The sequence below is a fragment of the Streptomyces lanatus genome (genome assembly GCF_014655715.1).
GTDB classification, from domain to species: Bacteria; Actinomycetota; Actinomycetes; order Streptomycetales; family Streptomycetaceae; genus Streptomyces; species Streptomyces lanatus.
On the sequence record NZ_BNBM01000002.1, the window covers coordinates 664,394 to 677,755 of the forward strand.

The 13,362-nt window shown below is 72.5% G+C and carries 13 protein-coding genes; 7 read left to right on the forward strand and 6 right to left on the reverse strand.

What is annotated here, in order from left to right:
• Window position 1: 1 nt before the first annotated feature.
• From folE to IE325_RS08170, 5 genes are read left to right on the forward strand one after another with little or no spacing between them, the layout of a single operon-like run.
• Window positions 2–592, forward strand: coding sequence for a GTP cyclohydrolase I (folE, locus tag IE325_RS08150; protein WP_190069036.1), 591 nt, complete (start codon window positions 2–4; stop codon window positions 590–592).
• 14 nt (window positions 593–606) lie between these two features.
• Window positions 607–1,764 carry an IMP dehydrogenase gene (gene guaB, locus IE325_RS08155; protein ID WP_190069037.1) on the forward strand — a complete coding sequence of 386 codons (1,158 nt, stop codon included), beginning with the start codon at window positions 607–609 and terminating at the stop codon, window positions 1,762–1,764.
• A complete protein-coding gene (locus IE325_RS08160) occupies window positions 1,761–2,339 on the forward strand; it encodes a phosphoribosyltransferase (protein WP_190069038.1) in 579 nt (192 codons plus the stop codon). Before guaB ends, IE325_RS08160 begins: the two co-directional genes overlap by 4 nt.
• The gene (locus tag IE325_RS08165; RefSeq protein WP_229911709.1) at window positions 2,336–3,589 is read left to right on the forward strand and encodes a UbiD family decarboxylase; all 1,254 of its coding nucleotides are present in this window, start codon (window positions 2,336–2,338) and stop codon (window positions 3,587–3,589) included. The genes IE325_RS08160 and IE325_RS08165 overlap by 4 nt, the downstream gene beginning before the upstream one ends.
• A 32-nt stretch (window positions 3,590–3,621) precedes the next feature.
• Window positions 3,622–4,128, forward strand: coding sequence for an NUDIX domain-containing protein (locus IE325_RS08170; protein ID WP_190069039.1), 507 nt, complete (start codon window positions 3,622–3,624; stop codon window positions 4,126–4,128).
• Here IE325_RS08170 and IE325_RS08175 read toward each other — a convergent pair.
• The gene (locus IE325_RS08175; RefSeq protein ID WP_190069040.1) at window positions 4,076–5,020 is read right to left on the reverse strand and encodes a carbohydrate kinase family protein; all 945 of its coding nucleotides are present in this window, start codon (window positions 5,018–5,020) and stop codon (window positions 4,076–4,078) included. The genes IE325_RS08170 and IE325_RS08175 overlap by 53 nt on opposite strands.
• 40 nt (window positions 5,021–5,060) lie before the next feature.
• Here IE325_RS08175 and IE325_RS08180 point away from each other — a divergent pair, with 40 nt between their 5' ends.
• Window positions 5,061–6,335 carry an MFS transporter gene (locus IE325_RS08180; RefSeq protein ID WP_190069041.1) on the forward strand — a complete coding sequence of 425 codons (1,275 nt, stop codon included), beginning with the start codon at window positions 5,061–5,063 and terminating at the stop codon, window positions 6,333–6,335.
• Entirely contained in the window at window positions 6,332–7,048 is a 717-nt protein-coding gene (locus IE325_RS08185; protein ID WP_190069042.1) for an HAD family hydrolase, read from the forward strand. The genes IE325_RS08180 and IE325_RS08185 overlap by 4 nt, the downstream gene beginning before the upstream one ends.
• Before the next feature lie 79 nt (window positions 7,049–7,127).
• On the opposite strand, the gene IE325_RS08190 is transcribed toward IE325_RS08185, so the two are convergent.
• From IE325_RS08190 to IE325_RS08210, 5 genes are read right to left on the reverse strand one after another with little or no spacing between them, the layout of a single operon-like run.
• Window positions 7,128–7,715, reverse strand: a complete 588-nt coding sequence (locus IE325_RS08190) for an LOG family protein (RefSeq protein ID WP_229911710.1) — start codon at window positions 7,713–7,715, stop codon at window positions 7,128–7,130.
• A gap of 47 nt (window positions 7,716–7,762) precedes the next feature.
• Window positions 7,763–9,040, reverse strand: a complete 1,278-nt coding sequence (locus IE325_RS08195; RefSeq protein ID WP_190069043.1) for a Zn-dependent hydrolase — start codon at window positions 9,038–9,040, stop codon at window positions 7,763–7,765.
• The gene (locus IE325_RS08200; RefSeq protein ID WP_190069044.1) at window positions 9,037–12,264 is read right to left on the reverse strand and encodes a non-ribosomal peptide synthetase; all 3,228 of its coding nucleotides are present in this window, start codon (window positions 12,262–12,264) and stop codon (window positions 9,037–9,039) included. Before IE325_RS08200 ends, IE325_RS08195 begins: the two co-directional genes overlap by 4 nt.
• 59 nt (window positions 12,265–12,323) lie before the next feature.
• Entirely contained in the window at window positions 12,324–12,518 is a 195-nt protein-coding gene (locus IE325_RS08205; RefSeq protein ID WP_190069045.1) for an MbtH family protein, read from the reverse strand.
• Window positions 12,515–13,327: a thioesterase II family protein gene (locus tag IE325_RS08210; protein WP_190069046.1), complete on the reverse strand. Its 813-nt coding sequence runs from the start codon at window positions 13,325–13,327 to the stop codon at window positions 12,515–12,517. Before IE325_RS08210 ends, IE325_RS08205 begins: the two co-directional genes overlap by 4 nt.
• Between the last annotated feature and the right edge of the window lie 35 nt (window positions 13,328–13,362).

Here is a 13,362-nt window from a genome sequence, read left to right on the forward strand (position 1 = left end):
CATGGAAGTGTTGACCGAGGATCTGGACCTGCTGGACGCGGGCGAGCCGAGCGATCCCCTGGAGTCGATCGCCCGTCAACTGCTCGTGGAGATCGGTGAGGACCCGGACCGTGAGGGGCTGCGGGAGACCCCGGCCCGCTACGCCCGCTGGTGGCGCGAGTTCACCCGGTACGAGCCCGGGTCCGTCGACACCCTCTTCGAGACGACGGCGAGCGGCAACCTGGTCGCCGTCTCCGGGATCAGTGTGTGGTCGCTGTGCGAGCACCATCTGCTGCCCTTCTCCTGCCGGGTCACCATCGGCTATCTCCCGCAGGAGAAGATGCTGGGCCTGAGCAAGTTCGCGCGGATCGCGCACCAGCACGCCCACAAGCTGCAGTCGCAGGAGCAGCTGTCCCAGCAGATCGCCGACGACGTCGAGCGGCTGACCGGGTCCGGTGATGTGGCCGTGATCGGCCGCGGCGAGCACCTGTGCATGGCGATGCGCGGCATCCGTACGCCCGCCACGATGACCACCGCCGTGTGGCGGGGCGCGCTCAAGGACTCCGCGCTGCGCGGCGAGCTGATCGCGCTCACCAACGACGGCCGGCAGTGAAGGAGACACGGCGGATGCGGATCTCCGAACCCGAGCGGACCGGGCTCAGCTTCGACGACGTCCTGTTCGTGCCCCGGCGCACCTCCCTGACCAGCAGGCGCCAGGCCGACACCGGCAGCGAGCTGCTGCCGGGCCTGCGGCTGCGGGTGCCGGTCGTCTCGGCCAACACCCAGTGGTGCACCGGCGACCGGATGGCGGCGGCGATTGCCCTGCAGGGCGGCCTCGGCATCCTGCACCGGATGCAGACCGTCGAGCAGCAGCTCGACCAGCTGGCGGCGGTCAAGGCCGTCCCGGTCGACGCCGAACAGGCCGAGCGGGCCACGCTCGACGCCGAGGGGCGACTGCTGGCCGGCGCGGCCGTCGGGGTCACCGGCGACTGGCGGGAGCGCGCGGAACGACTGGCCGCGCACGGCGTGGACGTCCTGCTGGTGGATGTCGCGCACGGACACAGCGACCAGGTCATCGACACCGTCAAGGAGCTGCGCTCCACGTATCCCGACACGCCGCTGATCGCGGGCAACGTGGCCACCGCCGAGGGCGTACGGGACCTGGCGGCGGCCGGGGCCCAGGTCGTGAAGGTGGGGATCGGGCCGGGCGGCGTGTGCACCACGCGGCTGGTGGCGGGCACCGGTGTGCCGCAGCTGACCGCCGTCATGGACTGCGCCGACGCGGCCGCCGAAGCGGGCGTGACGATCATCGCCGACGGCGGCATCCGGCAGGCCGGCGACATCGCCAAGGCCCTCGCGGCCGGGGCGCATGCGGTGATGCTGGGCTCGGCGCTCGCGGGCGCCGACGAGAGCGAGGCGACCCCGGTGGAGCGGGACGGCCGCCACTACCGGGTCAGCAACGGCTTCGTCTCCCTCGGCATGGAACTCACCCTGCGCCGGGCGGCCGGTGGCACGGTCACCCAGGAGGAGGTCGACGACTATGTCCCCGAGGGCGTCGAGGCGACCTTCCCGGCCTCCGGGCCGCTGGCGCGGACGCTGCGTCAGCTCGTCGGCGGTGTGCAGTCCGCGATGAGCTACTCGGGCGCCCCGGATCTGGACGCCTTCCGCGCCCGGGCCGAGTTCATCCGGGTCACGGCGGCGGGCCGGGCGGAGAACGTGCCCCATGCCCGTGAACGCTCGGTGCAGATCGACATCGACCACGTCGCCAAGGCGGTGACGGCATGAGCGGGACGACACCTTCGGCCACCGCGGCGGGCGAACGCCCCGGCATGTGGACGCGGCAGGGCCCGTACCTCCTCGACATGGCGACCTTCGGGGGGCTGGTCGAGGACATCGCCGACGAGGTGCGCGCGGCGGGCTTCGTGCCGGACGCCGTGCTCGCCGTGGCGCGGGGCGGGCTGGCCGCGGCCGGTTATCTGACCTGTGCGCTGGATGTGCCGGTGATGCACACGGTGCGGGTGCGCCGTACGGCGGACGACAGCCGGTACGCGGCCAAGCAGCGGCCGGTCGTCGACACCTCGGGGCCGCTGGGGCTCCGGGCGGGCGACCGGGTGCTGGTGGTCGACGACATCGTCGGCACGGGGGCGACCGCGGACGCGGTCCTCGCCCATCTCGCGGCGGCCGGGGTCGCGGCGGAGGACGTGCGGTTCGCCGCCGTGGTCCGCAATCACCGCAGCGGCTATGTCCCCGATCACTGCCCGGCCGTCGTCGACGACTGGATCGTCTTCCCCTGGGAGACGGCCCGGGAGTCCATCGAGGACTGCCGTCCCTTCCCGGCCTCGGCGCGGGTGCGCCGGTGAGCGGCGGTTTCCCCGGCAGTGGTCTGACCCGGGCGGCGGACGCGGCCTCGCTCGGGCTGCCCGGCTGTTACGACGCGGTCGATCTGTACCGCTACGACAGCAGGATCAGCGGCCGGGTCGAGGTGGCGCGGACGCTCGCCGGGATCGAGAAGGAGCACGGCACCCGGCCGACGGTGGTGTTCACCGACATCGCCGAGCGGCCGGGGACGGGGGTGCTGTGCCACCCGTATCCGCGCCAGGTGCTGCTGTCCGCGCTGGGCACGACGGAGGAGAAGCACCTGCCGGAGATGTCCCGCCGGCTCACGGGCCCCGTACCCACGACCGCTGCCGCCCAACTCCCGCTCACCCGGCGGGAGTTGCCCGGCATGCTGGACGATCTGCCGATCCTCCAGCACCGCCCCGCCGACGCCGGGCCGTACATCACGGCCGGCGTCGGGGTGACCACGCGGCCGGACGGCAGCGGCGTCAACATGGGCTTCTACCGCACCCAGGTGGTGGGCCCCGACGAGGCGCGGATCTTCCTGGACCCGCGCACCGACGGGCACCGCAATCTGCTGGCCTGGCTGGAGACCGGCCGCCCCATGCCGATCTCCCTGTTCCTCGGCGCGGACCCGGCGCTCACCGTGGTGGCCGCCTCACGGCTGCCGGCCGAGGGCGACGACTACGAGATCGCGGCCCGGCTGCTGGGCCGGCGCGTGGACGTCGGCGGTTTCCCGCCGGTGCCCGACGACGCCAGCCATGTCATCACCGGGTTCGTCGAGGAACGGGACGCGGTCGAGGGGCCGTTCGGGGAGTTCAAGGGCTACTACGCCGAGGCCCGGCGCAGCAATGTCCTCACCGTCACCGGGGTGTCCGCGACGCCGGGCGCGCCCTGGCCGACGATCGTGGCGGGCGCCCGGTCGGGGCTGACCCTGATGAGCTTCCAGAACGAGTACCTGATGTACGCCCATCTGACCGGCCTCGGCTATCCGATCAGGTCGGTGCACTACTCGATCAGGGCGCGGGGCGAGTTCGTGGCGTACATCGAGACCGATGAACCCGGCCAGGAACTGGTGCGCGACGCGATGGCCTTCGACATACGCTCCAAGGTGGTCATCTGCGGTCCCGATCTCTCCAACCCGGGGCAGGCGCTGGCCACTTACGGCTTCACCACCCGGACCGAGCCCTACTACCGCAAGGGCCGGGTGGAGGGGGAACGGATCGGACTGGCGCTGGTGATCCCGCCGGACGGCTGGCCGACCGAATACTGACCGACATCGCACCGAGCGAGGACCGCACGACCATGGACCGATTCGCCCAAGCCCTGCCCGCCGCCCTGATGGTGATCCCCGGGCCTGACGGCACCGTCACCTTCATCCGCCAGCTGAAGGGGCCGTACGCGAACAACTGGCTGCTGCCCGGCGGCGGGATCGAACCCGGTGAGCCGGCCGAGGCCGCCGCGGTGCGGGAGGCGCGTGAGGAGACCGGCATCGAGGTCCGGTCCTGTTCGCTGTTCGCCGTCTACGAGTTCACCGGAACCTGGGAGAAGGGCGGGTACCACCTGCTGATGTTCGCCTTCCTCGCGGACGGCGAGTACGCGCTGCGGCCGGGCTTCGCCGGGGACAACGTGGGGGCGATCCGGCAGGCCCGGATCGGGGAGATCGACATGCACTCCACGGATCTGCAGATCCTCACCGACGCCGGTCTCGCCTCCTACGACGAGGAGACGATCGCCCGGGCGCTGGCGGCGGACGGCATCACGATGCACGCGCACCGGGTGGTGTCCACCGCCCGGTGCGGCGCGCGGTGAGCGCCGGATCCGTCGCCAGGGTGCGGCAGGTGCTCTGTCCGCAGCCGATCGTCAGCCGCGCCGCGCGCAGCCCCAGGGCCAAGGCCGCCCTGGGGCTCGCGCCGCGTACGAGGTGGACGACGAACGCGGACGCCAGCGCGTCACCGGCGCCCGTGTCATCGGTGCAGGGCCCCGTCTCGGCGGGCAGGGCCAGCGCCGTGGGCTCTTCGGCACTGGCGACGGCGGCGCCGTCCGCGCCCGCGGTCACCACCACGACACGGGGCCCGTGTCCGAGGAGCCGCCGCGCCTGCTCGGCCGGTGTGCCCGCCTCGCCGGTGAGGGCGAGTGCCTCGCGGGCGTTGAGCAGCAGTACGTCGTACAGGGGCAGCAGATGGGCGCGCGGGCCGAAGTCCCGCTGCCTGGTGGGCAGACAGCACATGAGTGTGCCGCCCTTCCCGGCCTCCCGCGACAGCCAGGTGAGCAGGTCCTCGTCGAGTCCGCCCTCGGCGAGGACGGCGCCGGCCGCGGCGACGGTGGCGGCGAGCGCGGGCCCGGCGAGGGGGCGTGCGGCGGCCGGGTCGGGCAGGGCGATACGTGAGGTGATCTGCTGTCCGTCCGCGTCGAGCAGTACGTCCCAGCGGCCTATCCCGTCGGGGGTGCGCAGCACATGCAGCGGCCGTACGCCGAGCGCGGTCAGCTCCGCCTCCAGTTCGGCGGCGTCCCTGCCGTGCCCGGACAGCCCGGCGAAGGCCGTACGGGCGCCGAGCCGGGCGGTGTTGACCGCGATGTTGCGGCCGACGCCGCCGTGGTGGCGCTGGACGTCCCAGACCGGGGCGGTCCCGCCCAGCGTGCCGGTGGCGAAGTACTTGCGGTCCATCACGAGCGAGCCCAGCACGAGCACGTCGTACCCCACAGGATGACCCCCGAGAAATCGAAGAGCGAGGAAATGCTTGATGACTGACGAGACCGAAGTCGCCAGGCGCGGCGCGGGAATGGGATCGACATCGGAGGAACTCGCGGAGAAACGCGAGGCGCGCGCGTTCCGATGGAAGTTCTTTCTAATTTATCTGGCCGGGCTGTTCGCCGCCACAAGTATGGGAAAAATGACGCCGATATCGGTGGCGTTGCGCGAGGACCTTTCCCTTTCCCTGGCTCAGGTCGCGCTGCTCACCTCGCTGGTGACCGCCGTCGCCGCCGCGCTCGGGCTGTTCGTCAGCTATCTGATCCGCCCGCTGCCGCCACACCGCATGCTGGTCGCCGGACTCGTGGTCATGGGCCTGGCCGGGCTGTTCTGCGCCCGGACCGACAGCTTCGGGGCGATGCTGGGCGGGCGGCTGGTGGAGAGCGTGGGCTATGTCGTCGTGGTGATCGTCGCTCCGGTGCTGCTGTTCTCGCTGGGCGACGGCAAGCGGCTGACCGGCGCGCTGGCGATCTGGGGCACCTTCATGCCGGTGGGCCTGGCGCTGGGCTCCTTCGCCGGCGGCGTGCTCTCGGCGTGGCTCGACTGGCGGGGGTGGCTCACGGTGGCCGCGGGGGCGACGCTGGTGGTCGCCCTGCTGACCACCCGGCTGCCCGCGGTGCCGGGGACCCGGGAGGACGCGCGGCCGTCGGGCGAGGGCCGGTCGGCGGCCGTACGGCGGCTCGGGCGTCCACTGGCGCTGGGCGCCGGGTTCGCCACGATCAGCGGTTCGATCGTCGCCACCGTCACCCTCTACCCGCCCTATCTGCACGAGGAGTTCGGCCTGTCCACGGAGTCGGCCGGCACCCTCACCGGTGTGGTGTCCCTGGCCGGGGTGGCGGGCGGGTTCCTGGCGAGCTGGCTGCTGGTGCGCGGCGCCGGGGTGAAGTACCTGTTCGTGGTGGCGCTGTTGATGCCGGCCGGGGCGTTCGCCGCCTTCGCCGGGACGGGCGGGCTCGGGGTGTCGGTGGGCAGCGCGCTGGTGGTCGCCCTCGCCAACGAGCTGGTCGTGGCGACCGTGTTCGCGGCGGTGCCGCTGGCGGTGCGCGCGACGGCCGACCTGGGCGCCGCCAACGGTCTGGTCGCACAGTTCGGCAGCGTCGGGGCGCTGGCCATGCCGCCGCTGGTCGGGCTCGCGGTGACCGCCGCGGACGGCTGGTGGGCCGTGGGGCCCTGTCTGCTCGCGGTGTGCGTGGCGGGCCTGGTGCTGCTGCAGATCGCCGTACGGCAGCCGTCGTACGAGAACCGACGTGTGAAGGAGGCGGCATGACCGTCGAGCATGTGATCTTCGACTGGGCGGGCACCCTGACGCCCTGGCACACCGTGGACCTGCCGGGCATCTGGCGGGAGACCGCGGCCGCCCTCGACGAGGTCGGCGCGGACCGTGCGGCCGAGGTCGGCGAGCGACTGCTCATGGCCGAGCGGGAGCTGATGACGCGCTGCCGCGAGACCCAGTGCTCGGCCCGGCTCGACGAGGTGTTCGAGCTCGCCGGGGTGAACCCGGCCGCGCGGGCGCTGGGGGTGTACCGGCAGGCCTGGGAGGCGCACACCTTCATCGACCCGCACGCCCTGGAGATGCTGGCCGGGCTGCGCGAGCGCGGTCTGGGCATCGGGGTGCTCTCCAACACGCTGTGGCCGGGTGACTGGCACGACGAGATCTTCGAGCGGGACGGGGTGCTCGGCTATGTCGACGCCGCCGTCTACTCCAGCGAGGTGTCCTGGACCAAGCCGCACCCCGACATCTTCGCGGCGTCGGTGGCGGGTCTCGGCGCGGCCTCGGCGGGCGGGTGCGCCTTTGTCGGGGACCGGGCCTTCGAGGATGTGTACGGTGCTCAGCGGGCCGGTATGCGGACCATTCTGGTGCCGCACAGCAGCATTCCCGAGGAGGAACTCGGGGCTCATGGCTCGGTGCCGGACGCGGCGGTCGGGACGCTGAAGGACGTATTGACCGTCATCGACGAGTGGAACCGGCCGGGGAATTGAATTCCGTCCCTTGGTATGGGCCGGTGGAATTCAGCGGGGGTCGCGTGCGGTGCTCGCTGAATTCCACCGGCCCGCCGCGTCACACGGCGGCCGGCACCTCCGCCGGGCTCGGCACCCCGATCGCGTCCAGTGCCGCGCAGGGGTCGGCGACGACATGGACCAGGGCGCGGTCGCGGGCGGTGAAGAAGCGCTCGTCGAGCATCCGGTCCAGCATGGCGACCAGCGGGTCGAAGAAGCCGCGGACGTTGACCAGGGCGATCGGCTTGTCGTGGTGGCCGAGCTGGTTCCAGGTGGCCACCTCCATCAGCTCGTCCAGCGTGCCGTACCCGCCGGGCAGCACGACGAAGGCGTCCGACAGCCGGTACATCAGGGCCTTGCGCTCATGCATGCCGCCCACCAGGAAGATCTCGCCGCAGGCGTTGTCGAGCCGCTCCCGCTCGTGCAGCGCGTGCGGGATCACCCCGGTGACGGAGGCGCCGCCCGCCATGGCCGCGGTCGACACGGCGCCCATGACACCGACTCCACCGGCGCCGTAGACCAACTCGGCGCCCCGGTCGGCCAGTTCACGGCCCAAGGCGCCGGCCGTCTCGATGTACTCCGCGTGGCGTCCGGGGCGTGAGCCGCAGAACACTCCGATGCTCTTGCGTGCAGAACGTGCAGGGATCACTGGTCTTCTCCTGGAAGGTGAGGGGTCCGCCGCGGGGAACAGGCCGGTCACAGGCGCAGCGCGGTACGCAGCAGCACATCGGCGCCGGCGACGAGATCGCTCTGCGCGGTGTCCTCCTCCGGCACATGGCTCACCCCGCCGATGCTGGGCACGAAGATCATGCCGATCGGGGCGATGCCCGCCATGACCTGCGCGTCATGCCCGGCCCCGCTGGGCAGCAGCTGGTACGGGTGGCCGAGTTCGGCCGAGCTGTCGGCGATGGCGTCGCGCAGCACACGGTCGGCCTGCGCCGGTTCGGTCCTGGTGCTGACCGCCACCTCGATCTCCAGCCCGCGTTCCTGGGCGACGGTGTCCAGGAGATTGCGCACCGCCTGCTCGGCCAGGCCGAGGCGGACCGGGTTGCCGTCCCGCAGATCGACCGTCAGCTGCACTTCCTGGGCGATGGTGTTGGGCGAGTTCGGGCGGATGTCGAGCCGGCCGACGGTCGCCACCCGGCACAGCTGCTGCTCCTTGGCCAGCCCTTCGACCGCCAGCAGGATGCGCGCCGCACCGGTCAGCGGATCGCACCGCAGCTCCATCGGCGTGGTCCCGGCGTGTCCCGCCTCGCCGCGCACGGTCACGGTCAGCACGGTGCGCCCGGTGATGCCGGTGACCACACCGATGCGGTCACCGCTGCGCTCCAGCACCGGGCCCTGCTCCACATGGAGTTCGAGATAGGCGGCGACGGAGCCCTGCGGCCACACGGCGCTGTCGAGCGCGTCGAGGTCGCCGCCGAGCCGGGCGAGCGGCTCCCGCAGGGGCGAGCCGTCATGGGCCAGCGGCTCGTCGGGCAGCTCGGCCAGCCGGCCCACCAGGACCTTCGAGCCCCAGAAGGGCTGGGCGAAGCGGGCCCCCTCCTCGTTGGCGAAGGCGACGGCCACCAGCTCATGGGCCGGTTCGACGCCCGCCTCCGACACGGTCTGGAGGACCTCCAGCGCCGCGAGCACCCCGTAGGTTCCGTCGAGGCGGCCGCCGTTGACCACGGTGTCGAGGTGCGACCCGATCATCAGCGTCGGCCGCTCGGTACAGCCGGCCCGTTCGGGCCTGCGCACGATGACGTTCCCGGCGGCGTCGATCCGGGCGGTGAGGCCGGCGGCCTCGGCCTCGCGGACCAGTTCGGCCCGTGCCTCGATGTCCGCGTCGCTGAATCCCTCGCGGTCGATGCCTCCGGCGTCGTTGCGTCCTATCTCGGCGAACCGCTCGACCCGGTCCAGCAGCCGTGCCGCGTCGACCGAGAGGGCCGGCTGGTCGAGGGTGCTCGCGGGGGCAACCAGGTTGGTGCTCATCGCATCCCATCTCTGTCGAAGCCGTCGTAGCTGTCGGAGTTGTCGGGTCCGGCGGGTTCATCGGCTGCGCCGCCGGGCCGGATCGGGGTCGCGGCCGCCGCGAGATCGGCGAGCGGCAGCGGGCGCAGGACGTCGGCGAGGCTCACTTCGAGGCCCTGGAACCTGAGCCGGAAGACCAGTTGCACGGCCAGCAGCGAGTTGCCGCCGAGGGCCGTGAAGTCGTCGGTGCGCCAGACCTGTTCGACATAGAGCAGGTCCTGCCAGACGGCGGCGATCGTCCGTTCCCGTTCACCGCGCGGCACCGCACGGTCGTCGTAGGCGGCCTCGGTGAGGGCCCTCGGGGTGGGCAGGGCCTTGCGGTCGACCTTGCCGTTGGCGTTGAGGGGCAGGGTGTCGATCCGGGTCATGATGCCGGGCAGCATGTAGGCGGGCAGCCGCTCGGCGAGGTGGGCGAGCAGGTCCCGCTCGGGGATCTCCTCGTCGGCGATGTAGTAGCCGACCAGGCGCGGGGTCTTGCGGTCCTTGCCGATCACCGCGGCGACGGACTGCTTGACCGCCGGGTGCGCGACCAGGGCGGCCTCGATCTCGCCGAGTTCGACTCGGTAGCCGTTCACCTTCAGCTGGTCGTCGTCGCGGCCGAGGAACTCCAGGGAGCCGCCGGGCAGCCAGCGGCCCAGGTCGCCGGTCCGGTACATCCGGGCGCCGGGGACCTCGCTGAACGGGTCGGGCACGAAGCGGTCGGCGGTCAGCCGGGCCCGGCCCGCGTAGCCGCGGACGACGCAGTCGCCGCCGATGTAGAGCTCACCGCTGACACCCAGTGGAACCGGATTCAGGGCGTGGTCCAGCACATACATGGTGGTGTTGGGGATGGCCCGGCCGATCGGCACCTGCTCGGTGGTGACGGGTCCGTCGACGATGTGGACGGTGTTGCCGACGGAGGCCTCGGTGGGGCCGTACTCGTTGAGGATGACGCTGTCGGTGTCCTTGCGCCGCCAGGAGTCCAGGATCCGGGTCGGGAAGGTGTCGGCGCCCACCGCGAGCGTGGTGGCGAGCCTGCGGGCACGCTCGGGCGGCAGCAGCTGGTCGAGCAGGTCGAGATGGCCCGGGGTCATCTTGATGAAGGTGAACGGGGCCAGCTCGTCGAGCCGGTCCGCGAGGGCCACCGAGTCCAGCGAGTCGTCCAGCATGCACAGCCGCTCACCGGTGACCAGCGGGGTGTACAGGTTGGGCACGATCATGTCGAAGGCGATGGAGGAGAACACGGGCGCCCCGCCGGAGCCGCGCGCCGCATAGCCCTCGCCGCACCAGCCCAGGTAGTTGACGACGCCGAAGTGCGGCACCAGTACGCCCTTGGGCTTTCCGGTGGAGCCCGAGGTGTAGATGACGTACATCAGGTTGTCCGGAGCGCTGGTGCGGCCGAGGTCCGTGTCAGGCAGGCCGGCCGACTCCTCGGCCAGCGTCGCGGTCTCCCACACCGTCCACGGCCCCTCGGGCACGCGTGCCGTGAACCGCTCCTGGGCCAGCACCAGCCGGGCGCCGGAGTCCTCCAGCAGATAGCGCAGGCGCTCGGCCGGGTACTGCGGTTCCAGCGGCAGATAGGCGGCACCGGACTTGAGTACGGCCAGCAGCAGGACGACGAGTTCCGTGCCGCGCCCCGCGAGGACGGCGACGACGCTCTCCGGGCCCGCGCCCTGCTGCCGCAGCCGGCGGGCGATCCGGTTGGCGCGCCGGTTGAGTTCGGCGTAGCTGAGCTCGACCGTGCCGTCGGTGACCGCGAGGGCGTCGGGGACCCGGCGCACCTGCTCCTCGAACAGCTCGTGCACACACCGGTCCACCGGGTAGGGGCGGGCGGGGCCGTTCCACTCCTTCAGCATCAGGTGGTACGCGGACTCGGTCAGCGGGCACAGGTGCTCGTGCCGTTCCTCGGCGTCGGGGAGCGCCGCGAGGACCTTCAGGTAGGCGTCGCGGATGTCCTCGGCCCGGTCCTGGCCCAGGCGGCTCGTGGTGTGGTCGAGGCGCAGCCGCAGGCCGCCGTCCGCGGTGTGCAGGAACGTGGTCGACAGGGTGCGGCTGGTCGGGGCGACCCGCAGTGCGAGGTCCGGGTCCGCGTCGGCGAAGTCCACGACATGGTCGAAGAGTTCACCGTCGTCCACGTCCCACTGGACCACGGCCAGCGGATAGCGCCGGTACGGCCGGGCCGCCGCGTCGGTGTCGTGCACCTGCCGCACCAGCTCGCCCCAGCCGGAACCGGTCAGGTCAACGCGCAGGGGGGTGACATTGAGGTGCATGCCGAGCGCCCCGGCACCGGCCGCGCCTTCGAGGCGGCCGTCGCTGACGACGCCGGTGACGATGTCGTGGCGGCCGGTGGCGAGGCCGACGGCCTTGGCGTGCGCCGCCAGCAGGACGCTGCGCAGGGGGACCTGGAGCCGGTCGGCCAGGGTGCGCAGGCGGTCGGCGGTCTCCCCGGGGATCTCGCACTCGACGGTGCCGTGAGGTGCGGTGGCCCGCTCGTCGGGGCGGTGCGGCAGGGTGCAGGGCTCGCAGCCGGCGAGGGCGTCGGCCCAGAAGCGCTGCACCTCCTCGGAGACGGCAGTGCGCCGTTCGAGGGCGACGAACTCACGGAACGCGGTGGTGGGCGCCGGGTCCTCGGGCGTGCCCGGGTCGTCGAGGAGACGCCGGTAGCGGTCCACGACCTCGGTGCGGAACAGGGTGCGGCTCGGACCGTCGAGCAGCGCGTGATGGTCGGTCTGCGTCAGCCGGAAGGTGTCGTCGGTGAGCCGGTGCGCGAACAGCCGCACCAGCGGCGGACACGTCACATCGAACGGCCGCACCCGCTCCGCCTCGGCCAGCTCACGCAGCACCTTCAGCTGCTTGTCCCCGGTGACGCCGCGCAGGTCCTCGCACGACAGGGGCAGTTCGACGTCCTCGTGGACGAGCTGCAGGGGCTCCTCGTGGTCGACGAGGTCGAAGCGCGTGCGCAGCACCGGGTGCCGCCTCGTCACGTCCTGGACGGCGCGGTGCAGCAGGGCCGTGTCGAGGGGCGCCCGGACCAGGTGGCTGTGGACGTGGTGGTAGGGCAGGCCGTGCGGGTCGAGTTCCTGGTGGAAGACCATGCCGGTCTGCAGGACGGTCAGGGGGGAGGTCTCGACGACGACGGGTGCGGCCGGTATGGCGGGGGGACCTGGTGGTCCGACGCGTTCCTGGGCGAGGGTCCTGTGGTTCATGTCGGAGGTTCGCTGACCTTTCGTGTTCGCTGCGGAGGCGGTGGGGGCGGCGGGTGCGCTCACGCCACGAGGGCGGAGGCGCGGCGTCGGACGCCGAGCGGGCGCATGTCCGTCCACACGGCCTCGATGCGGTCGAGGCACTCCTCGCGCGTGCCGCGGGTGCCCTCGTCGCGCCAGCCGGGCGGGTTGTCGCGCAGCAGGGGCCAGATCGAGTACTGCTCCTCGTCGTTGAGCACGACCTTGTAGGCGCTCATCGGTGCTCCTGTCGGGTGTACGAAGTCGGGCAGGGGGTCAGCGCCGCGCGAACCGTGTCCAGCAGCGGGGTCCGCGAGGGGCGCAGGAAGAAGTGGTCGCCGGGCAGCTCGTACCGGACGAAGGGGCCGGTGGTCTCCTCGGCCCAGGGCGCCATGCGCGCGGCCGGCACCTCGGGGTCCTCGGTCCCGGCGAAGGCCACGACCGGGCAGGTCAAGAGGGGCTCGGCGCGGTATTCGTAGGTCTCGCAGACCGCGAAGTCCGCGCGGATGGCCGGCATGAGCAGTTCGAGGAGCTCCGGCTCGTCGCAGACCTCGCCGGGCAGCCCGCCCAGTCGGCGCAGCCGGTCGACGACGAACGCGTCCGGCTGGTCGTGGGTGCGGGGCTGCTCGTGGCGCAGCCGGGGTGCCCGGCCGCCGGAGACGAACAGGGCATGGGGTTCGCCCGCGCCGCGCCGGCGCAGTTCGCGGGCCAGCTCGAAGGCGACGAGCGAGCCCATGCTGTGGCCGAACAGGGCGTAGGGGACGTCGAGTTCGCCTTCCAGCGCGGAGGCGAGCTCGTCGACCAGCGGGGCGAGGCGGGCGTGCGGGCTCTCCCGCCAGCGGGTCTGCCGGCCGGGGTACTCGACCGGGCACACCTCGATGTGCTCGCCGAGCGCGCCGGACCAGCCGGTGTAGACCGAGGCGGCGCCCGCGGCGTACGGCAGACAGAACAGCCGTAGGGCGGGCGGTGTCCGCCGGGCCGGCGCGACGATCCAGCCACCGGCGCGTACGCCGGGCTGTATGGCTTTCGGTACTGCGGTTGCGTTCACGTGTGGGACTCCGGGGTCCATTGCTCGGTGGGCCG

Coding starts and splice junctions, on each gene's coding strand:
- folE (WP_190069036.1), top strand. CDS start 2: ATGGAAGTGTTGACCGAGGATCTGGACCTGCTGGACGCGGGCGAGCCG.
- guaB (WP_190069037.1), top strand. CDS start 607: ATGCGGATCTCCGAACCCGAGCGGACCGGGCTCAGCTTCGACGACGTC.
- IE325_RS08160 (WP_190069038.1), top strand. CDS start 1,761: ATGAGCGGGACGACACCTTCGGCCACCGCGGCGGGCGAACGCCCCGGC.
- IE325_RS08170 (WP_190069039.1), top strand. CDS start 3,622: ATGGACCGATTCGCCCAAGCCCTGCCCGCCGCCCTGATGGTGATCCCC.
- IE325_RS08180 (WP_190069041.1), top strand. CDS start 5,061: ATGACTGACGAGACCGAAGTCGCCAGGCGCGGCGCGGGAATGGGATCG.
- IE325_RS08185 (WP_190069042.1), top strand. CDS start 6,332: ATGACCGTCGAGCATGTGATCTTCGACTGGGCGGGCACCCTGACGCCC.
- IE325_RS08195 (WP_190069043.1), bottom strand. CDS start 9,040: ATGAGCACCAACCTGGTTGCCCCCGCGAGCACCCTCGACCAGCCGGCC.
- IE325_RS08200 (WP_190069044.1), bottom strand. CDS start 12,264: ATGAACCACAGGACCCTCGCCCAGGAACGCGTCGGACCACCAGGTCCC.
- IE325_RS08205 (WP_190069045.1), bottom strand. CDS start 12,518: ATGAGCGCCTACAAGGTCGTGCTCAACGACGAGGAGCAGTACTCGATC.